Source organism: Vreelandella xerophytica, assembly GCF_968048975.1.
Genome location: NZ_OZ309106.1, coordinates 3300210 through 3320820 on the forward strand (window position 1 = coordinate 3300210; position 20611 = coordinate 3320820).

At 58.1% G+C, this 20611-nt stretch carries 20 protein-coding genes, 1 other RNA gene and 2 pseudogenes; 10 read left to right on the forward strand and 13 right to left on the reverse strand.

The window, feature by feature from the left end:
- Positions 1–18: 18 nt before the first annotated feature.
- Together dapB and ACWF8S_RS15470 are read right to left on the reverse strand one after the other, a co-directional pair.
- On the reverse strand, positions 19–831 hold the full coding sequence (gene dapB, locus ACWF8S_RS15465) for a 4-hydroxy-tetrahydrodipicolinate reductase (protein WP_447554302.1): 813 nt from the start codon (positions 829–831) through the stop codon (positions 19–21).
- Between the two features lie 89 nt (positions 832–920).
- Positions 921–1205, reverse strand: coding sequence for a DUF2218 domain-containing protein (locus tag ACWF8S_RS15470; protein WP_447554303.1), 285 nt, complete (start codon positions 1203–1205; stop codon positions 921–923).
- A gap of 266 nt (positions 1206–1471) precedes the next feature.
- On the opposite strand from ACWF8S_RS15470, the gene ACWF8S_RS15475 reads away from it, so the two are divergent.
- The 3 genes from ACWF8S_RS15475 to ACWF8S_RS15485 are packed head-to-tail and all read left to right on the forward strand — an operon-like array spanning position 1472 to position 4399.
- Positions 1472–2596, forward strand: coding sequence for an ABC transporter substrate-binding protein (locus tag ACWF8S_RS15475; protein WP_447554304.1), 1125 nt, complete (start codon positions 1472–1474; stop codon positions 2594–2596).
- Positions 2586–3656, forward strand: coding sequence for a FecCD family ABC transporter permease (locus ACWF8S_RS15480; RefSeq protein WP_447554305.1), 1071 nt, complete (start codon positions 2586–2588; stop codon positions 3654–3656). The genes ACWF8S_RS15475 and ACWF8S_RS15480 overlap by 11 nt, the downstream gene beginning before the upstream one ends.
- Positions 3650–4399, forward strand: coding sequence for an ABC transporter ATP-binding protein (locus ACWF8S_RS15485; RefSeq protein ID WP_447554306.1), 750 nt, complete (start codon positions 3650–3652; stop codon positions 4397–4399). Before ACWF8S_RS15480 ends, ACWF8S_RS15485 begins: the two co-directional genes overlap by 7 nt.
- On the opposite strand, the gene ACWF8S_RS15490 is transcribed toward ACWF8S_RS15485, so the two are convergent.
- The 4 genes from ACWF8S_RS15490 to grpE all read right to left on the reverse strand — a co-directional run bounded on the left by ACWF8S_RS15490 (position 4377) and on the right by grpE (position 9371).
- Positions 4377–5297, reverse strand: a complete 921-nt coding sequence (locus tag ACWF8S_RS15490; protein WP_447554307.1) for a DMT family transporter — start codon at positions 5295–5297, stop codon at positions 4377–4379. The two genes, ACWF8S_RS15485 and ACWF8S_RS15490, sit on opposite strands and share 23 nt — an antisense overlap.
- A 94-nt stretch (positions 5298–5391) precedes the next feature.
- Positions 5392–6540: a molecular chaperone DnaJ gene (gene dnaJ / locus ACWF8S_RS15495; RefSeq protein WP_447554308.1), complete on the reverse strand. Its 1149-nt coding sequence runs from the start codon at positions 6538–6540 to the stop codon at positions 5392–5394.
- A 125-nt stretch (positions 6541–6665) separates the two neighbouring features.
- Positions 6666–8597, reverse strand: a complete 1932-nt coding sequence (dnaK, locus tag ACWF8S_RS15500; protein WP_447554309.1) for a molecular chaperone DnaK — start codon at positions 8595–8597, stop codon at positions 6666–6668.
- Positions 8598–8726: 129 nt separating this feature from the next.
- The gene (gene grpE / locus ACWF8S_RS15505; RefSeq protein ID WP_447554310.1) at positions 8727–9371 is read right to left on the reverse strand and encodes a nucleotide exchange factor GrpE; all 645 of its coding nucleotides are present in this window, start codon (positions 9369–9371) and stop codon (positions 8727–8729) included.
- A 198-nt stretch (positions 9372–9569) separates the two neighbouring features.
- Here grpE and recN point away from each other — a divergent pair, with 198 nt between their 5' ends.
- Entirely contained in the window at positions 9570–11243 is a 1674-nt protein-coding gene (recN, locus tag ACWF8S_RS15510) for a DNA repair protein RecN (RefSeq protein ID WP_447554311.1), read from the forward strand.
- Positions 11244–11409: 166 nt separating this feature from the next.
- Here the strand turns inward: recN and fur are convergent, their stop codons facing one another.
- Positions 11410–11820 carry a ferric iron uptake transcriptional regulator gene (gene fur / locus ACWF8S_RS15515; RefSeq protein WP_394583316.1) on the reverse strand — a complete coding sequence of 137 codons (411 nt, stop codon included), beginning with the start codon at positions 11818–11820 and terminating at the stop codon, positions 11410–11412.
- 72 nt (positions 11821–11892) lie between these two features.
- On the opposite strand from fur, the gene ACWF8S_RS15520 reads away from it, so the two are divergent.
- Positions 11893–12393, forward strand: a complete 501-nt coding sequence (locus ACWF8S_RS15520) for an outer membrane protein assembly factor BamE (protein ID WP_447554312.1) — start codon at positions 11893–11895, stop codon at positions 12391–12393.
- A gap of 7 nt (positions 12394–12400) precedes the next feature.
- On the opposite strand, the gene ACWF8S_RS15525 is transcribed toward ACWF8S_RS15520, so the two are convergent.
- Positions 12401–12721 carry an RnfH family protein gene (locus ACWF8S_RS15525; RefSeq protein ID WP_447554313.1) on the reverse strand — a complete coding sequence of 107 codons (321 nt, stop codon included), beginning with the start codon at positions 12719–12721 and terminating at the stop codon, positions 12401–12403.
- Positions 12711–13145 carry a type II toxin-antitoxin system RatA family toxin gene (locus ACWF8S_RS15530; RefSeq protein ID WP_447554314.1) on the reverse strand — a complete coding sequence of 145 codons (435 nt, stop codon included), beginning with the start codon at positions 13143–13145 and terminating at the stop codon, positions 12711–12713. Before ACWF8S_RS15530 ends, ACWF8S_RS15525 begins: the two co-directional genes overlap by 11 nt.
- 125 nt (positions 13146–13270) lie before the next feature.
- On the opposite strand from ACWF8S_RS15530, the gene smpB reads away from it, so the two are divergent.
- The 4 genes from smpB to mgtE all read left to right on the forward strand — a co-directional run bounded on the left by smpB (position 13271) and on the right by mgtE (position 16173).
- Complete coding sequence (gene smpB, locus ACWF8S_RS15535; protein WP_447554315.1) at positions 13271–13762, forward strand: SsrA-binding protein SmpB; 492 nt, start codon at positions 13271–13273, stop codon at positions 13760–13762.
- A 46-nt stretch (positions 13763–13808) separates the two neighbouring features.
- Positions 13809–14188, forward strand: a transfer-messenger RNA (tmRNA) gene (gene ssrA, locus ACWF8S_RS15540).
- A 202-nt stretch (positions 14189–14390) separates the two neighbouring features.
- Positions 14391–14591 carry a hypothetical protein gene (locus tag ACWF8S_RS15545; RefSeq protein ID WP_447554316.1) on the forward strand — a complete coding sequence of 67 codons (201 nt, stop codon included), beginning with the start codon at positions 14391–14393 and terminating at the stop codon, positions 14589–14591.
- A gap of 226 nt (positions 14592–14817) precedes the next feature.
- Positions 14818–16173, forward strand: coding sequence for a magnesium transporter (gene mgtE, locus ACWF8S_RS15550; protein ID WP_447554317.1), 1356 nt, complete (start codon positions 14818–14820; stop codon positions 16171–16173).
- A gap of 110 nt (positions 16174–16283) precedes the next feature.
- Here mgtE and ACWF8S_RS15555 read toward each other — a convergent pair whose 3' ends face one another.
- The 4 genes and pseudogenes from ACWF8S_RS15555 to ACWF8S_RS15570 all read right to left on the reverse strand — a co-directional run.
- Entirely contained in the window at positions 16284–17219 is a 936-nt protein-coding gene (locus ACWF8S_RS15555; protein ID WP_447554318.1) for an NAD(P)-dependent oxidoreductase, read from the reverse strand.
- A complete protein-coding gene (locus tag ACWF8S_RS15560; RefSeq protein WP_447554320.1) occupies positions 17212–18672 on the reverse strand; it encodes an aldehyde dehydrogenase family protein in 1461 nt (486 codons plus the stop codon). Before ACWF8S_RS15560 ends, ACWF8S_RS15555 begins: the two co-directional genes overlap by 8 nt.
- Before the next feature lie 11 nt (positions 18673–18683).
- Positions 18684–19019: pseudogene (locus ACWF8S_RS15565) on the reverse strand (TRAP transporter large permease subunit); the annotation flags it as partial.
- Positions 19020–19071: 52 nt separating this feature from the next.
- Positions 19072–19347 (reverse strand): annotated as a pseudogene (locus ACWF8S_RS15570) (NAD(P)-binding domain-containing protein); the annotation flags it as partial.
- Positions 19348–19478: 131 nt separating this feature from the next.
- Between ACWF8S_RS15570 and ACWF8S_RS15575 the strand changes: the two are divergent.
- Positions 19479–20513, forward strand: coding sequence for a LacI family DNA-binding transcriptional regulator (locus ACWF8S_RS15575; RefSeq protein WP_447554321.1), 1035 nt, complete (start codon positions 19479–19481; stop codon positions 20511–20513).
- Positions 20514–20611: the final 98 nt, after the last annotated feature.

Consider the following 20611-nt stretch of genomic DNA (forward strand, 5'->3'; position numbering starts at 1 on the left):
TTTGGCTGCAAAGCCTGCCTAGGTGCCAGCAAGCCCCAGCACGTCCTGCATATCAAAACGACCGCTGTCTTTATCGGCGACCCAGCGCGCCGCGCGCACCGCCCCCTTGGCAAAGGTCATGCGACTCGATGCCTTGTGGGTGATCTCGATGCGCTCGCCTTCGGTAGCGAACATCACCGTGTGCTCACCGACGATATCGCCGGCACGTACGGTAGCAAAGCCGATCTCTTTATCACTGCGCGGCCCGCACTGGCCCACGCGCTCGAACACGCCATGCTCTTTCAGCGTGCGATCCAGGCTTTTGGCGACGACCTCGCCCATCTTGACCGCGGTGCCGGACGGCGCATCGATCTTGTGGCGATGGTGGGCTTCGACGATCTCGATATCGTAGCCCTCATCCCCCAGCGCCCTGGCCGCGGTTTCCAGAAGCTTGAGGGTCAGGTTCACACCGACACTCATGTTGGGCGCGAACACCATGGCCAAGCGGTCGCGATAGCTATCGAGCGTTGACAGCTCGTCATCGTTCATGCCGGTGGTGCCGATCACGATAGCCTTGCCGTGCTCGGCGCAGAAGGCCAGATTCGAAAGCGTTACTTGCGGGGCGGTGAAGTCGATCAGCACGTCGAAGTCGTCGACGATGGCGTTTAACGAGTCGACCGCGGTCACGCCGCACTTGCCCGTTCCCGCCAGTTCGCCGATATCGGCGCCGACAAGCGAGCTTTCCGGCTCGACGATACCGCCGGCAAGCGTTGCGTTTTCATCCTGATTCAAAGCGCTTACCAGCGTGCGGCCCATGCGCCCCGCCACGCCTACGATGGCCACTCGAGTCATACAATCTCCTGGAGTCTGCGGCGCCTGGCGCCGGGTATCGATGAATGGCGGGGAGTATACCAGACGCCGTCGGCTGCGGCGGAAAGCAGCTATTTTACCCAGTCGATGGCCAGGGGTTCGTCCTTGGCCATGCGCTCCAGATGATTTTTCACCACGTCTTCGAGCTGATCGAGGGCCGCGTCATCGACGGCGTCGATGGACACCGAAAGCGTCTTGTCCTTGGCATGCATCCGACAGGTGCCCTTTTCTGGAAAAACGATGGTGGCGTCCGTGGCGGTGTACTCGACCTCGAGCTTGTGGGACCAGTGCTTGCACAAACGATTGATCAGACGCTCACCAGATTCGGTAGCGATGTCCGCGCGGGATATCGGCATGCGGCTCTCCTTGAATAAGTCGGCATTCAGGTTATCTAAAGACAGCGCCTATCCTGACAAACGCCTGGTTGGCTGCGTAGGCAACATCATGTTCAACTTATTGGAACAGTTTACGTCCAACGGCTCGACAGCGTAGCGGGATTTCACGATAATGCTCTCATGTAAATGCGAATCATACACAGTTGTATGAAGCTGCGCGCCGATCCGTGACAGCCCCTGGTTATCAGCATCTTTCACTTTTTCCTTAACGCCTGCCGAGACGCCTCATGAACTCGCTTTTCCTGAAAACCCTGGCCGGAGCAGTAGCACTTGGCTGCACAGTGGCCATGGCCGAGCCTATCGATGTGGTCGATATTACCGGGCGCCAGCTAAGCTTCGATGCGCCCGCCGAGCGGGTCATTTTAGGCGAAGGTCGCCAGATCTACCTGCTGGGCCTGCTCGAACCCGAGGCACCGTTCACCCACGTGGTGGGCTGGCGTGAAGACTTCTCCCAGGCCGACCCGGACAACTACGCTCGTTACGCCGAGCGCTTCCCTGAAATAGAGCAGATTCCCACCTTCGGCGGGTTCAAGGACGGCACCTTCGATGTGGAGCAGGCGGCATCCCTGACCCCGGATGTGGTGTTCATGAACCTGGAGGCCAAGGCGGCTACCGAAGACGCGGCTTACGACGCCAAGCTTGCCCAACTGGGCATTCCGATAGTTTACGTCGATTTTCGCGAAGACCCCATCGCCCACACCATCCCTTCCATGCGCATCATGGGTCAGGTGATGGGCGATGAAGAGGCCGCCGAGGCGTTCATCACGTTTGCCGAAGAACAGATGGCCCGTGTGACCGACGTGATCGATGAAGTCGACCCCGAGCGGCCCAGCGTGTTCATCGACCGGGCCGGCGGCTACTCCGATGAGTGTTGCATGAGCTTTGGCCCCGGTAACTTCGGCGAGTACATCACCCTGGCCGGCGGCACCAACATTGCAGACGGCATCATTCCCGGCAGTTTCGGCACGCTGAACCCGGAGCAGATCATTACCGCCAACCCGCAACACGTCATCGTCACCGGCGGCAACTGGGAGGCCTACGTACCCGGCGGTGCCTGGGTCGGTGTGGGGCCCGGCGCCGATATGCAGGCGGCCCGCGCCAAGCTTGAAGCATTGACCTCCCGCACGGCCATGACGGGCATCCAGGCGGTGGAAGCCGGCAACGTCCACGCCATCTGGCACCAGTTCTACAACAGCCCCTACTACTTCGTGGCCGTTCAGCAGCTCGCCAAATGGCTGCATCCGGAGCTGTTCGAGGATCTGGACCCGCAAGCCACGATGCAGGAGCTTCACGAGCGCTTTTTGCCCATCGATTACGCACCGGGTTACTGGGTATCGCTCCATGACGACTGACACCCTCGCCACCGACACTCACTCCCAGGGGCGCGCCTTTTACCGTACTCAGGTCTTTCGCCGCCAGATGATTCTGCTGGCGCTGGTCGTGGCGCTGTTTTTCAGTCTCTGCGTGGATCTGGCGCTCGGGCCCGCCCGCTACAGCCTGGGCGAAGTGATTGCCGCCCTGCTCACCCCCCAAAGCGTCAGCCAGCAGGCGCGGGTGATTCTCTGGGAGATACGCATGCCGGTGGCGCTGATGGCGCTGGTGGTGGGGGCCAGCCTATCGGTGGCCGGCGCCCAGATGCAGACCATTCTGAGCAATCCCTTGGCCAGCCCCTTTACGCTGGGCATTTCCGCAGGCGCAAGCTTTGGCGCCGCCCTCGGGCTTGCCTTTGGCGTGGCGATCATTCCTGCCGCCATCGAGTTCGTGGTGCCGCTCAACGCCTTCATCATGGCGATGTTCACGGCGTTTCTGATCCACGCGCTGAGTCTCAAACGCGGCGTCACGGTGGAAACCATCGTGCTGCTGGGCATCGCCATGGTGTTCATCTTCAATTCACTGATGTCATTGATCCAGTTCTTCGCCACCCAGGAAGCCGTCTCGGCGGTGGTGTTCTGGACCATGGGCAGCCTGACCAAGGCCACCTGGCCCAAATTCTGGGTCGCGCTGGGTATTCTCGCCGCCGTCATCCCCTTGCTCGCCCGCCATGGCTGGGCGCTGACCGCCATGCGCCTGGGCGATGCCAAGGCCGAGAGCATGGGCGTCAAGCCTCGCTCGCTACGCCTGGAAGTGCTGGTACTGGTGTCGCTGCTGGCCGCCGTGGCGGTGGCGTTCGTGGGCACCATCGGCTTTATCGGCCTGGTGGGCCCGCACATCGCGCGCATGCTGCTGGGTGAAGATCAGCGCTTCTTCCTGCCTGGCTCGGCGCTGTGCGGTGCGTTGATTTTGTCGGTGGGCTCGGTAATTTCCAAGATCATCATTCCCGGCACCATCATTCCCATCGGCATCATCACGTCATTAGTGGGCATTCCGTTCTTTCTCTTTCTCGTGCTCAATCACAAGAAGGCCTCATGGTAACCCTGACACTCGATCACGTATCCGCACGCTACGGCCGTCGCACCATCATCGACGACGTCACCACGCCCACCTTTCAGGGCGGCCAGGTCGTGGCGCTACTGGGGCCCAACGCGGCGGGTAAATCGACGCTATTTCGCCGCATCCTGGGTCTGGTCCAGGGCCAAGGCGAGGTAATCATCGGTAACACCCGATCCGAGCACCCGGTGGCCTACATGCCCCAGGGCACCGGCGCCAGAGCGGTACTCAGCGTCTACGAATCGGTGCTTTTGGCGCGCATGCAGGGGCGCAGCCTGAAAGTGCAGCCGGAAGACCTTGCCCAGGTCGATCGAGCGCTTGAAGAGCTCAACATCACATCGCTTGGCGAGCGCAACATCGGCGACTTGAGCGGCGGCCAGCGCCAGCTGGTGAGTGCCGCCCAGGCGCTGGTGCAGGAACCGGACATCCTCATGCTCGACGAGCCTACATCGGCGCTGGACTTGAACCGCCAGATCAACCTGCTGAGCGTACTGCGTCGGCTGGCCGACGAGCGCGGCATGCTGATTCTGGTAGCACTTCACGACCTGGGCCACGCGCTGCGCTTTACCGATGCATCGATGGTGCTGGAGCACGGCCGCCTCATCGCCTGCGGCCCCACTGACGACGTGATTACTCCGGCGCTTTTACGCCAGGTCTACAAGGTGGCGGCACGCATCGAACCCTGCTCGAAAGGCCGCCCGCAGCTTATCGTCGAAGAGGCCATTTAAAGCGCCTCCCTTCCATGGAGGCTAGCGCCACGCCGGCAATCATCAGCGGTAGCGCCATGAGAAAGCCGCTGGAGATAGGAATACCAAACAGCACCCAGTCCGCAGCGATCGGCCAGACCAACGCGACGTACTCGAACGGCGCCAGCCGTGACACTTCGGCATAGCGAAACGCCAGCGTCATGGCGATATGCCCCGCCCCACCAAACAGCCCCGAAAGTACCAGCAGGGCAAACTCGGTACCGGTAAGCTCGGCCCAACCTAAAGGGAGCGTGGCAAGCCCCGCCAGCGACGACACCACGATAAAGTAAAATGCGATCGACCCGGCGGTTTCGGTGCGAGAGATATGCCGAATGGTAAGTAGAGCGCCCGCGGTCAGAAGCGCCCCGGCGGTGCCGAGCGCGTACCCCAAGAGCCGTCCGTCGTCGCCTCCCCCGCTCAACTGAGGCACCACCAGCACCGCCATACCGGCCAGCGCCAGCCCGATCGCCCCGGCGCGATAGAACGAGAACCGCTCGCCCAGCAGCAGCACCCCACCCACCGCCATGAAGATCGGCGCCAGCTGCACCAGCAGCGTGGCCTCGGCCACCGGCAAAAAGGCCACGGCGGAAAACGAAAAGAACATCGCCGCCGCCCCCAACCCCGAGCGCAGCAAATGCCCCAGCGGGCGCCGGGTAGCCAACGCCTTGGGAAACTCCCGGCGAATCGTCAAAAAGATGACGATCGGGATCAGCGCGAACAGCGAGCGAAAAAAGATCGACTGCCCCACCGGTACCACGTCACTGACGGCCTTGATGCACACCAGCATACCGGCAAACATCACCCCGGACAGCACGCGCAAGAAAATGCCCAGGCCAGGGCGGTCTTCGATTCCGGTCATGGTCAACTCGATTCCTTCCATAAAAAAAGCCCCCGGTGATGAGCACCGGGGGCTTTCTACGCTAGCATGCGCCGCGTTTCGCCACTATTGAATCCCACGAGGAAAACCGCCCTCGTTAGGGCTTCATCTCTTCAAAGAACTTCTTCACGCTGTCGAAGAAGCCGGTCTTCTTGGGCGAATGGCTGTGGCTGTTGCTGCCGTCGAAGCTCTTTTGAAGCTGGCGGAGCAGGTCTTTCTGCTCGTCGTTCAGGTTCACCGGTGTTTCGAGCACCACCTTGCACAGCAGATCACCCGGGGCGCCGCCGCGGACCGGCTTCACGCCCTTGCCGCGTAGGCGGAAGAGCTTGCCGGTCTGGGTTTCCGGCGGAATCTTGAGCTTCACCCGGCCATCGAGCGTAGGCACTTCGAGTTCACCACCAAGGGCAGCATCGACGAAGTTGATCGGCACGTCGCACTGCAGATGCTTGCCGTCACGCTGGAAGATGCGGTGCGCCTTGATCGCCACCTGCACGTAGAGATCGCCGGCCGGGCCGCCATTGATACCGCTCTCGCCTTCGCCGTTCAGACGGATGCGATCGCCGGTATCCACGCCGGGCGGAATCTTCACCGAGAGCGTGCGGGTTTCGCGTACGCGGCCTTCGCTATTACATTTGTGGCACGGTACCTTGATTTGCACGCCAGTGCCGTGACAGGTGGGGCAGGTTTGCTGCACGGCGAAAAAGCCCTGCTGCATGCGTACCTGACCCATGCCCTGACAGGTGGGGCAGGTATCCTTGCTGGTGCCAGGTTCGGCGCCGTCGCCGTCACAGCGGTCACAGGTGATATGGCGAGGCACGCGAATATCCACCGTGGTGCCGGACACCGCATTTTCCAGATCCAGCTCCAGGTTGTAGCGCAGATCCGAGCCGCGCGCAGGCGCGTTCGGACCGCGTCGACGGCCACCGCCGCCGCCTCCGAAAATATCGCCAAACACATCGCCGAAGATGTCGCTGAAATCCCCTGCGCCACCGCCGCCACCACCAAAGCCACCGCTCTGGCCGTCCACGCCCGCATGGCCGAACTGATCGTAGGCGGCGCGTTTTTGCTCGTCACTCAATACTTCATAGGCATCGGATACGTCGCGAAATTTTTCTGCGGCGGTCTCGTCATCCGGGTTGCGGTCAGGGTGGAATTTTTGCGCCAGGCGGCGATAGGCCTTCTTGATCTCTTTCTGATCGGCCCCTTTTTCAACACCCAGGACTTCGTAATAATCGCGCTTGGACATGGGTCCTACGCCTCCTGGTTAGGTATGCACTTAACGGTAAAGGTCACGTTCAACGTCCTGACCGTGGAAACAGCAACGCGGGAGCTGGCTCCCGCGTCATCACTTTCCTTGGCAGAAAAAGAAGATTACTGCTTTTTCTGCTCGTCGTTGACTTCTTCGTACTCGGCGTCAACCACGTCATCTTCGGGCTTGGACGTCGCGTCTTCAGCACCTTCACCCGCCGCCTGGGAAGCGTCTGCCTGTTCGGCATACATCTTCTGGGCCAGCTGGCCGGACGCTTCGGTCAGGGCATCCAGTTTCTTCTGGATGTTGTCCTGATCGTCGGTCTTGATGGCTTCCTCAAGCTCGCTGATCGCGGTCTCGATGTTCTGCTTCTCTTCCTCGGTCGCCTTGTCGCCAGCTTCTTCAACTGTCTTGCGCGTGGCGTGGATCATGCCGTCGGCCTGATTGCGCAGCTGCACCAGCGCTTCGAACTTCTTGTCCTCGTCCGCATGGGCTTCAGCGTCACGCACCATCTGATCGATTTCTTCATCGGACAGACCGCTGGACGCCTTGATGACAATCGACTGCTCCTTGCCGGTCGCCTTATCCTTCGCGGACACATTCAGGATACCGTTGGCATCCAGATCGAAGGCTACTTCGATCTGCGGAACACCGCGCGGTGCCGTCGGAATGTCGCTGAGATCGAAACGGCCCAGCGACTTGTTCTGCGCGACCTGCTTGCGCTCACCCTGGGCGACGTGAATGGTCACGGCCGTCTGGTTGTCATCCGCAGTCGAGAAGGTCTGGGTCTTCTTGGTCGGGATGGTGGTGTTCTTCTCGATCAGCGGCGTCATCACGCCACCCAGGGTTTCGATACCCAGAGTCAGCGGCGTCACGTCGAGCAGCAGCACGTCTTTCACGTCACCGCCCAGTACGCCGCCCTGAATCGCAGCACCGACCGCGACCGCTTCGTCAGGGTTCACGTCTTTACGCGCGTCCTTGCCGAAGAAGTCAGCCGCTTTCTTCTGCACCATCGGCATGCGGGTCTGACCACCGACCAGAATCACTTCGTCGATTTCAGACGCAGACAGGCCAGCATCTTTCAAAGCCATCTTGCAGGGCTCGAGCGAGCGCTGAACCAGCTCTTCCACCAGCGATTCCAGCTTGGCGCGGGTCACCTTGACGTTCAGGTGTTTCGGGCCCGTGTTGTCGGCGGTGATGTAAGGCAGGTTCACATCGGTCTGCTGGGCGCTGGAAAGCTCGATCTTGGCTTTCTCGGCGGCTTCCTTCAGGCGCTGCATGGCCAGGTTGTCGCCAGACAGGTTGATGCCGCTGTCGGACTTGAACTGGTCGACCAGATAATTGATCAACGCCAGGTCGAAATCTTCGCCGCCCAGGAAGGTGTCGCCATTGGTGGCGAGTACTTCAAACTGGGTTTCGCCGTCAACGTCGGCCACTTCGATGATGGAGATATCGAAGGTACCACCACCCAGGTCATAGACTGCGATGGTCTTGTCACCGCGCGACTTGTCCATGCCGTAGGCAAGGGCAGCGGCGGTCGGCTCGTTGATGATGCGCTTGACGTCCAGCCCTGCGATACGGCCAGCGTCCTTGGTCGCCTGGCGCTGGCTGTCGTTGAAGTAGGCCGGCACGGTGATGACCGCTTCCGTTACGGTCTCGCCAAGGTAGTCTTCGGCGGTCTTCTTCATTTTCTTCAGCACTTCCGCGCTTACCTGCGGCGGTGCCATCTTCTTGCCTTTGACTTCTACCCACGCATCGCCGTTATCGGCTTCAGCGATCTTGTACGGCACCATCTTGATGTCTTTTTGAACGACATCGTCCTTGAAGCGACGACCGATCAGACGCTTGATGGCGTACAGGGTGTTTTCCGGGTTGGTAACCGCCTGGCGCTTAGCCGCCTGGCCTACCAGAGTTTCGCCATCGTCGGTGTAAGCGATAATGGAAGGCGTGGTGCGGCCACCTTCGGCATTTTCGATAACTTTAGCACTGTCACCGTCAAGTACCGCCACACAAGAATTGGTGGTACCCAGGTCAATACCAATAATACGTCCCATAGCAAAAACCTCGAATTCAGTTGTCTCATTACTTAAAACGTTTGCGGGCTTCCCCGCAGGGTTGCCCCTTATCTGGGGGCCGCCGGTAACTTTTCAAGGGCTTTTTTACGCTTTGCGCCACTAATCAGCTTAATTCGCTTTCTGGCTGACCACGACCATCGCCGGGCGAACCAGACGGCCATTCAACAGATACCCTTTCTGCATGACGTCCATCACCGTATTGGGCTCAAGCTCCGGGTTGGGCACCATGGCCATGGCTTCATGCACCTGGGGGTCGAAGGGTTCACCATTGGGTTCGATGCTTTCAACACCAAACTTGTTCAGCACGCCCAGCTGCATCTTGAGTGTCATGGACACGCCTTCGCGGTGCACGTCAGAAGCGTCTTCCTGCATGCTTTCAAGGGCTTTTTCAAGGCTGTCCACCACCGGCAGAAGCTCCTTGACGAACTTTTCAAGCGCGAACTTGCGGGCCTTTTCCGCTTCCTGCTCGGCGCGGCGACGTACGTTTTGTGCCTCGGCGGATGCCCGAAGCGCCTGATCCTTGGCCTCGGCCAGACTCTGCTCCAGCTCTTCCACCTGGACGGCCAGCATGTCGGCTTCCGGGTTATCCCCGCCTTCGTTGAGAATGTTGCCATCCAGCGGCGAGTCGTCGTCCAGCACGCCTTCAAGATCGCCCTCTACCAGGCGTTCTTCGTCGACCTGCTCGGTGACCTCGGCTTCCTGCTCCTGGCGGGCCAGCTCGTCATCCAGCGGGGTTTGTGGTTCTTTAGCCATGCCGTACTCCTAAATGAGGTAGCGGCGCCTTGTGCGGCAGCCTACGTTAAGTAAAGGGTTATCGATCCATATGCACGCTATATGGGGGCCTTCTTGGTCATCTCAAGAGGGGCATTGAAGTGAGTTATCGACTACTGTATAAAACACCAATTAATGTACAAGCATCCAGTTTCTGTAGCGCCCTGCCCAGGAGGCCCTATGCTGACTCAGCTAGTCATCCAGGATTACGCGATCGTTGATCGCCTAGAGCTTGACTTAACGAACGGCATGACCGCCATCACGGGGGAGACCGGGGCGGGGAAATCCATCCTCCTGGGCGCCCTGGGGCTTTGCCTGGGCGAGCGCGCTGAAGCGGGAAGCGTTCGCCACGGCTGCGAGCGTACCGACCTTTCGGCAAGCTTCGATATCGCCCGCCTGCCCGCCGCGACCGAGTGGCTCGAAGCGCGCGAACTTTCATCGGAAGAGTGCCTGTTGCGACGCGTGGTGAGTGCCAACGGCCGCTCAAAAGCGTGGATCAACGGCCAGCCGGTGACCATCGCGGACCTGAAAGCCCTGGGCGAACTTCTGATTCAGGTACACGGCCAGCACGCGCACCAGGCCTTGATGCGCGAAGAGACACACCTTGCCTTGCTGGATGATTACGCCGGGCTCAGACACAAGCGCCAGCGCCTGAGCGAAACCTTCAAGGATTGGCGCAGTGCGCGCACACGGTTGAAAAAACGCAGTGAAGCGGGAAGCGAAGTGGAAGCCAAGCGCCAGCTATTGCGCTACCAGGTGGAAGAGCTCGATCAGCTGGGGCTTGCCGAGGGTGAGCTGCAGATGCTTGAAGAGGAACAGCACACCCTGGCCCACGCCGAAGAGACCCTGCGCGAGACCCAGTTCGCCGCCGAGTGCTGCGAAGGCGACGACGGGGGCGCGTTATCGCTTCTCAACCAGGCCTACGCGCGGCTGAGCGCGCTGCCCGGTAGCGACAAGGGCGTGCTGGCCAATACGCTTTCAATGCTGGGCGACGCCCGCATCCAGGTAGAAGAGGCTGCCAGCGAACTTGCCCGCTTTGCCAGCACTACCGAGCTTGACCCAGAACGTCTGGCCTGGGTGGACGAGCGCCTGACCGACGTGCATCGCATTGCCCGCAAGCACCACGTTGCCCCGGAAGAAATCTTCGCGCTTCACCAGAGCCTTGCTCAGGAAGTAGCCCAGCTTGAAGCAAGCGATGATGATCTTGAAGCGTTGAGCAGCCAGGTAGCCGAGTACCGTGAGCGCTATCGCCAGGATGCCAAGGCGCTGAGTGAAGCGCGCCAGAAGGCCGCCGGACGCCTGGGCAAGGAAGTCCAGCAGCAGCTGGCCTTTCTGGCCATGGGCAAGGCGCGTTTTGAAGTGGCTGTGTCCGCGCGTGAAACGCCAAGCCAGGACGGCCTGGATCAGGTGCAGTTTCTGATCAGCGCCAACCCGGGCCAGCCGGCAAGACCCTTGACCAAGGTGGCTTCCGGGGGCGAGCTTTCGCGCATCAGCCTGGCCATTCAAGTCGTCGCGGCCAGTCACTCCACCATTCCAAGCCTGGTTTTCGACGAAGTGGATGTGGGTATTTCCGGGGCAACGGCGGAAATCGTCGGTCAGCTGCTACGCAAGCTGGGCGAAAAAGGCCAGGTGATGACCGTCACCCACCTGCCTCAGGTTGCCGCTCAAGCCCATCAACATCTGCATATCGAAAAACGCGCCAAGCGCGACAGCACGTTGACCTATATGGCCCTTCTCGACGAAAAAGGCCGGGTGAGCGAGTTGGCACGCATGCTGGGCGGTGTAACGCTTTCCGAACAGACCCTGGCCCATGCCCGGGAAATGCTCAACGCCAGCCAGCGCCCGCCCCACTAAAGGTAAAAGGCCATCAGCGAAGAGGCTTCATCGCCTCTTGGCTCTTTCCCTGCCCATCCCCCATACAACCAAAAGCGCCCCTGCCGCAGTAACGGCAGGGGCGCTTTTCTCGGGCGCGCTTATTTTTCTATGCGTTTACGCAAGGCGCCTCAATGGTCAGCGTATATTAAGCTTTTGGACGCACATACAGCACCAGCGCATGATCGATCAGCTCGAAACCGTGCTCTTCCGCGATTTCTTGCTGGCGACGTTCGATGATCTCATCGACAAACTCGATGATTTCACCGCTTTCCAGACACACCATATGGTCGTGGTGATCTTCCTGGGTCATCTCAAATACCGCGTGACCGCCGTCGAAGTTGTGACGAATCACAAGGCCCGCCGACTCGAACTGAGTCAGCACGCGATAGACGGTTGCCAGGCCCACATCCTCACCCGCGTCAATCAGTGTCTTATACACTTCTTCTGCGCTAAGGTGGTGTTGGCCCGAAGCATTTTCGAGAATCTGCAGGATCTTGACACGCGGCAGGGTCACTTTCAGCCCGGCTTTGCGTAGTTCATGGTTCTGATCGGCCATGGTTGCTCTTCGCAGTAACAGGTTAGGTCGGGTATCATCGACCGAAACCACGATAGTGAAGAACAGGCTCAAATGCAAAAATTGACTCGTATCATTACGCTTTCCGTTGCCCTGACCGTTGTCAGCGGCTGTAGCTATGTCGGCGTCTACAAGCGCGACATCCCCCAGGGCAACCTGGTCACCCAGGCAATGGTCAACCAGCTGCAGCCGGGCATGACCCAGGAGCAGGTCACCTACGTGATGGGCCGCCCGCTGCTGGAGGCGCCTTTCGACTCCCGTGAGTGGGATTACGTCTACCGTCTGGACAAGGCTTACGCGGGCGTCGAACAGCGCCGAGTGACGCTGACGTTTGACGACCTGGGTCGGCTGGTCAACGTCGAACAACAAGGCGATCTATCTCGCTCGCCCTCGATCAGCAGGAACGAAGGCGCCGGCCCCGCGACCGAAACCATCGACCCCGTAATGCCGCTACTGACTCCGAACCAGCAAACGCCCACGCCGACCCCGGAGAACGCCCCGGCGTCCACCCCGGCAAACGCGCCCGCCCCCCGTCCGGTCCTGATTACCGAGTAACGCTGGTCTACCCCCGCGCCTGGCGTCTGGCGCGGGCCAGACGCGCCGCCTTGGGATCTATCTGCAGCGGACGATAAACTTCGATGCGATCGCCCGCGCCAAGCGTCTGACGCTGCGGCTCACGCAGCGTCTTGCCGAAGATGCCCAGCGGCGCCTCGTCAAACGTTTCGGGAGGAAGTTCGGGAAAAAGTGCAGGTAATCCCGCCAGGGCCACCGCTTCCCGGGCCGTGGTGGCCGGGGTGACGTGGACGGTGACCAAGTGCTGCCTGTGCGGCGTGGCAAAGGCCACCTCCACGCCGAACAGCGCGCTTTCGGGATCAGCGGCCATACAGCTCATCCGCACGTTTGGTGAACGCGTCCACCAGCTGCCCGGCAATCTGCTGAAACAGCTTGCCGAATGCCATGCCCAGCAGCCGATTGGCAAACTCGAACTCCATTTCCAGGCTGACTCTGCAGGTATCCTCTCCCATGGGAGTGAACAACCACCGGCCCTTCAAGCGTTTAAACGGCCCCTTGACCAGAGAAAGTTCGATACGCTCTGGCGCGTAAAGATCATTTCGCGTGGTGATGGTCTGCTCCACACCGGCACGACCCAAGGTCATCTCGCCGATCAGATGCGATTCATCGCGCTCGACCAGCCGAGCACGTCGGCACCCGGGCAGGAACTCGGGATAGCGTTCGAAGTCATTAACCAAATCGAACATTTGTTGGGGGGTGTGCCGCACCAAGGCGGTACGATTAACGGTTGGCATTGACCTCTCCGCTGACTTCACAGTGCCCACAGCGTATCATGGGAAACATTTTTCAGACCTTGAATGGTATCACGCCTCCCCCTATAACGAAGGGGGTGCTACCGACAGATTAACGATGAGGTTCCATGGCCACTAAAAAAGGTAATAGCAAGGGCCCCAGCAGCAGCTCCATAGCCCAGAACAAGAAGGCGCGGTTTGAATACCATATCAACGAAACCTTCGAAGCGGGCCTGGCACTTGCCGGCTGGGAAGTGAAAAGCCTGCGCGCGGGCAAGGCGCAGCTCACCGATACCTACATTCTAGTGCGTAACGGCGAAGCGTGGCTGCTGGGCAGTCATATCATGCCGCTCAATACGGCCAGCACTCACGAGATTGCCGATCCGACGCGTACGCGCAAGCTGCTGCTGCATCGTAAAGAGATCGCCAAGATTTTCTCCATCACCCAGGATAAGGGCCATACCTGTGTACCGCTCAAGCTTTACTGGAAGCGCAACAAGGTGAAATGCGAGCTGGCCCTGGTGACGGGCAAGCAACTGCACGACAAGCGAGCGACCGAGAAAGACCGGGACTGGAATCGCCAAAAAGGGCGAATCATGCGGGAACATAATCGTGCATAGCTGGTCAATCAGCCGTGAGCACGTTAGAATGCTCACCTGTAGTTAAGGGGGCGACATGGTTTCGACGCCGGTGACAACCCTTGCGGTGCATGCCGAGAGCGTGATGTATCTCGTAAATCCCACATCACGAAAAATAGTCGCAAACGACGAAAACTATGCTCAAGGCGCGCTGGCAGCTTAAACCCTGCTAGCTTCTTGTCTGGCCCCAAGGTGATGTGCCTATTCATCACTGCGGGGATATGAGCTAAAGCTGATAGGACCGCGGTTGGCGGTGTCTTCTCGTCAACCGTTAAACTTTAGAAGGCTCGCGTGGCTGAATCCTGATCGTCGGAGTCAGTCGCGTTAAAGCAAATGACGAAATCTAAGCATGTAGAGCCAATAGGCGAGTGCTGGCGGACGCGGGTTCAATTCCCGCCGCCTCCACCAGACACCCCTACAAATCAAGCACCTTCAAGGTGCTTTTTTTGTGCCTATCCATTCTTGTATCTCACAATGGATGAAACGCCCTGTTGAGCAGCGCTTCCCGTCCTGCTCGCCGGACCACCCCCTGTCTTTCCCCGTTCAAAAGCGCCTCCCCTCGCCTATCTGACCTACACTAGTCAAACACGCAACGCATGGAGCGATGCTCATGGATAAGCAAGTGATCGACGTTATACGTCAAAATGAAAAGCTGCCCGAAAGCATGAGCGATGAAGCGATCGCCAAGGAGTACAGAGGTACGTATACCGCCGCGCGAGCGGCCGTGAGCCTGGATCACAAGCCACTGGATCAAGTGATGGCGGATACCATGGCCAAGGTGCTGCCCTTTATGCGTAAAAATAAAAAATAGATCGACAGAGTTCATGACTGGCTTTATGTGTGCCCGCTCTCGCTTGTGGCGTTCTACACTGCGGCAGGCGGGTTAAACAAGCGCCATCCCACACTCAAAGCATCACTGCTTGTTCCTTTGCAGGCGTTCTTAGATATGCTGTTCTCATCCAAAGACTTTTACTCATGTTTTGTAGATACTTCTTGGCGCCTGATGTATAGCGCCGCGACACCCAAGGACGAATTTTATGGTCGATGACGAACAGTACACGGATAACGAGACACAGCTTCTCTACCTGCAAGAGCGACTTGAAGAGAACGATACACCGGCTCTCGAGACTCTATTCAGCCATCTTGAGACACTTGAGATCACAAGAATTCTCGAATCTTTTCCGCAGAAGACGCGCAATCTCTTGTGGAAATTTATTCCTGAGGCGCTTCTCGGCGAAGTGCTTGCGAGTATCGACGAAGACATCCGGGCCGACTATATCGAGGATCTATCGGTAAGCGACATTGAGAATATCGTCAAAGGACTCGATGCGCAGGATGTGGCCGAAGTACTGGATGTGGCTGCCGAGGACGTCAAGACGAGCGTTTACGCCAGTCTTGATGACAACATCCGTGCCCAGGTAGAAAACCTGCATGCCTACGAGGAAGATGTCGTGGGCCGCTACATGGACCCTGAAACGGTCAATGTGAAACAGGGCGTCTCCCTGGAAGCGGTACAGCGCTATATTCGCATCCACCATCTGCTCGACGACGAGTCGCAGCAGGTGATGATCACCGATAAGGACAAGCGCCTGCTCGGCACGCTCACGCTCATCGATCTGATCAAGCAGCCACAGGACGCCGTGGTGGATGATTACATGGATGACTTTTTCACGTTGAATGATCAGATGAAAGTCAGCGAGGCGGCGGTTCTCTTGCGCTCAAAGGAGCTGGCCTATGTCCCGGTCTGCGATAGCAACGGCTTGCTGGTGGGCCAGTTGAACACGGCAGACGTTCTGGAAATCACCCAGGATGACGCGGACCTGACGCTCAAGCACATGTCCGGGGTGAGCGATGAGGAAGAAGTATTCACCCCGATTGTGAGAAGCGCCAAAAGCCGCGGCGTGTGGCTGGGCATCAATCTGATGACCGCGTTTTTAGCGGCGTTCGTGATCGGCCGGTTCGAAGCCGTTCTGGATCAGATCGTGGCGCTGGCGATTTTGATGCCGGTGGTGGCCAGTATGGGCGGCATCGCCGGGAGCCAGACGCTGACCGTCGTCATTCGTGGCTTGGCGCTGGGACAGCTGGCCGGCCATAACAAGCGTTGGCTCTATAACAAGGAGCTATGGGTCGGCATGAGCAACGGCCTGGTCTGGGCGCTCGTGGTTGGCGCGATCTCCTATTTATGGTTTGGCGACTCACTCATTACCCTGGTGATCACGCTCGCCATTTTTATCAATATGAGCCTCGCCAACATATCCGGCGTACTCATCCCATTGGTATTGAAACGGCTACAGATCGACCCCGCTTTATCGGGGGCGGTGATACTGACCACCGTGACCGATGTCGTCGGCTTCTTGTCGTTTCTGGGCCTTGCCACGGTGATTATTTTATAGGTCCAATAGCATCCCCATGATCGTGACGGCTTCATCGACACCAAGAGCCACAGGGCCATCAACTCGAAACGTACCATCACTGTCGAGTCACATGGCCTGCCGCGACCCAGTTAGTTTTTTTTACGCCTGCTCAGCAAGCCAATTATTTCAGGTACGGATATAGATTTATCCTCCACGCTTTCATATAAATCAGCCACAGCGGTCGCAATCCCCTTGGAGGTATCAAGTTCACTCGTCATGGCATGGTAGTAGCCTAGATCCTTATGGGCATTGGCTACGCTGAAGCGAAATTCTCCTGGGTCTTCTGATTCGATAAAAGGGCGCAGTCTTTCCAGGACGACACCGCCGCCCCCGCCTTTACTCAATACTTCCATGAAGGCTTCATCACTCACTCCCGCTTTGCGAGAGGTTGTCGTTGCCTCAGCTAATATGGCTGAGAATCCTAGGGAGACATAGTTATGCAATAATTTGAGTGTATGCCCTGCCCCTACGCCGCCCGCGTGAGTGATCACTTCTGAAAAGCTTGATAGTAAAGGATAAATTTGCTCAAAAAGCGCCGTGTCCGCTCCGACAATCAGGTTAAGCCGCCCCTCCTCCGCTTCCTTAGGGGTACGTGTCATTGCTGCATCGATCAAGTACCCACCCGATGCCTCGACCCCGGCCGCCGCCCGAGTGGTAGAACTGGGTAAGGACGTTGAACAATCGACTATGATTGCCCCTTTTCCCAGACCTTCCAGTACCCCGTTTGGCTCGAACAGCACGGCCTCCACTTGAGGTGAGCCTGTAACACAGAGCAGTATCACGTCGGTTTGTTCGGCCACCTCCCGCGAGCTGACATACGCTTTTGCCCCTGCCTGAATCAAATCCTCGACAGGCTGATTACCTAAATGGTCGAGAAAGGCCAGCGAATAGCCGGCTTTAAGAATATTTTTGGCGATTCCATGCCCCATCAGCCCAACACCAATCACCCCGACCCGCTGTTCCTTACGATTAGACTGACTCATAAAAGACCCCCAAAATGAACTGTTTGTACTTGTTTCAATCATGGCGAACGGCTATCGTCTTTAAACGCGTATAGCTACGCAGTCCTTCAAACCCTTTTTCTCGCCCATGCCCAGAACGTCCCACGCCACCAAAAGGCAACTCAATACCGCCTCCTGCTCCATAATTGTTGATGAACACCTGACCACTTCGAATGCCTCTTGCCAGGCGTAGCTGGCGGCCACCATCATTTGTCCACACACCCGCACAAAGTCCAAAATCGGTAGCGTTCGCCAGTCGTAACGCCTGCGCCTCATCTTCAAATACCTGAACGGTCAGAACTGGGCCAAACAGCTCTTCTGTCAGTACGGCATGACCGTCGGGTATGTCGGTGAGCAAATGGGGGACGACGAAATATCCGGCGGGAGAAGCACTTTGCGCCAGTTGGCCCTTCGCCGCGACTCGAATACCATCCGCTTCAGCCATGGCCAACCGTTTTTCAAGCTGAGACTTCTGACGTTCATTGATCAGCGGACCGCAGTCCATATCATCCTCTCCACTGGCACACCGCAGCGCCGAGAAACGCTCTGTGAGACGTTCGATGAAGGCGTCGGATATTTCACGCTGTATTAGAAGACGGCTGCCCGCCGAGCAGGTTTGTCCGGCATTTTGAATGATTCCGCGCACGACGGCCTCGAACGCGGTCTCTATATCGGCATCCGCGAAGACGACTTGCGGCGATTTACCTCCCAGTTCCAGAGTGACGGGCACGTGATGCTTGGCGGCTGCCTGTGCCACTTGCGTGCCGGTTTCCGACGACCCCGTGAAGGAAAGATGATCGATTCCCGGATGCGCGGCCAAGGCAGCTCCCGCTTCTCGTCCCAAGCCCGGCACCACATTGAGGACACCGGCGGGCAAGCCAATCGCCACCGCCAGCCTTGCCAGACTTAAGATACTCAGACAGGCATCTTCAGCGGGCTTGAGAACAATAGTGTTGCCAGCCGCCAGAGCGGCGGCGACACAGCGCCCGAATATCTGGGCAGGATAGTTCCAGGGAATGATCTGCGCGCAAACGCCATAGGGCTCGCGTAGTGTCATGACGGTGTAGCCCTGTTCGTAGGGCAGGGTCTCGCCATGAAGTTTATCGGCCCCCCCGGCATAAAAACGGAAGTAGTGGGCGCACGCCTTGATGTCGGCACGAGCCTGGGTCAAGGGCTTGCCGGTATCCAAGCACTCAAGAGCTGCTAAATGCTCATGATGAGCTTCGATAGCCGCAGCAAACGTGAATAACCAGGCGCTTCGCTGACGTGCGCTCCACGCGGCCCAGTCTCCAATCTCGCCATTGAAAGCGCGCCGTGCCGTGGTGACGGCGTCGTCCACGTTCCCGGAGGTACATCGGGCAATGTAGGTAACCGCCTCGCCGCTGGCGGGCGCCTCCACCGACAAGGTAGCCTCGGTATCAACCCACGTATTTCCTATCAAAGCCGCCGAAGGCGGAAATTCAGGTAAATGGTTCATCAATATTTTCCTTAGCCGTAAAGCAGATTAACCAGTCCCATGGAGATCCAGGGCATGTACGTAATGACCATCAGACACGCCAGCACTACCAACACGAAACGCATTAGCCAGGGCAGCATTTGGTCGATCGAAATCCTGGCCACGGCACAGGCCGCAAACAGGTTCACACCCAAGGGAGGAGTAATCATGCCCAAGGCCAGATTGACCACCATGATGAGCCCGAAATGCACCGGGTGTACGCCAAACTGCATGGCGATAGGCGTCAAGATAGGCGCCAGAACCAGAATGGCTGCGCCGGTTTCGATGAACATTCCAACAATGAGAAGTAACGCGTTGACGGCCAGCAGAATTCGCCTGACTTGGAGCAACAGTCACGCATTGAACGATCAAACTACCTGGTTTCATCTGCTTAACCAGGCCTTGATTACCAAACAGCACCTGTTCGACTTGACTATCATTGACGACGACAACCAGCACTACATGACAAAAAGCAAGCTCGACGGGCGTTGCTACGCTCTTCCCTCCCATACGGGTAAAGGCTGTCCGAGCTTCATCTGAGATATCGCAGCCCGTGACATCGAACGCGTCTTGCAAAAGAGCATAGGCTATCCCGATGCCCATGACGCCTAGCCCGACAATGCCGATATGAAGAGATCGTTCGCTTTGAATGCTCACTTAGCCATACCTCATTATTGTTTTAACACCGCGGTATCGAGTGGTGATCTGGCCATCGAATGATAGCGCTACCATTAGCTTTAGATTACCCTCTGCCGTTCGACAAGCCGAACATCAAGGATGTGTGACTAATGTCTAAAGACTCGCAACCCGATGCAAAGTCACGCCGTCACTCCGTTCACGTTACGCTCGCCCAGGTCGCCCAGGTCGCCGGCGTCTCCCCCATTACCGTTTCGCGCACACTGAATCAACCAGACAAGGTAAATGATCGTACGCGGCAAAGCGTTCTAGAGGCCGTGGAACGGCTGGGTTACGTGCCTAACCTGATTGCAGGGAGTCTAGCCTCTTCTCGCTCGCGATTGATCGCCATCATCGTGCCATCGCTGATCAACAGCGTGTTTGTCGAGGTCATCAAAGGATTGCAGGAGACGCTTGAAGCGCAGGGGTATCAAATATTGTTGGGCAATACCGATTACGATCTTGATCGCGAATATCAGCTGGTGCGCACTTTTCTAGGATGGTCCTGCGCTGCCTTGGTCATCGCGGGGTTACGTCACAACAAGGCATGTCGAACGTTACTGACCAACTGGGGCCACCCCATCATGGAAGTCATGGAACTGGGCCAGGGAATGGATCTCAATGTTGGCCTGGATCACAAAGCTGCAGGCCGCTGCATGGCGGAGCACCTTATTAGCCGAGGGTATTGTCGCATTGTCTATGTGGGTGCGCGGCTATCTCATGATTATCGTGCCTGGCTGCGCTGCCAAGGACATACAGAAGTACTGACGGCCAAGAGGCTAAAAGCCCCCCTATTGGAGCTGGATACACTGGGTAGTCTACAGGCTGGCGCGGACAGTCTGGCTCAGGTTCTAAAGCGCTACCCATCTACGCAGGCTATCCATTTCGCTAATGACGATCTTGCCGCTGGTGCCCTTCTGGCCGCCCAGCGACAAGGGGTAATAGTGCCGGATGACATCGCCATTGCAGGCTTTAACGGGTTGCCACTTGGCCAACACATTACACCTCAGCTCACCACGATTCTCTCCCCAAGAGAAGCCATGGGGCGGCTGGCGGCTGAAGAACTCATACGCAGACTGAGCGGGAAAGGTGTCTATCGCCGTCAACATGACGTCGGTTTTACACTTCAAATTGGCAATAGCACATAGATAATAAAGAACTATGCAACGATACCTGAAGCACCTGCGTCTACAAGCCGCCCTGTTGATAAACAGAGGGATTGATAGTCTTTGCGCGGCTGTCTTTA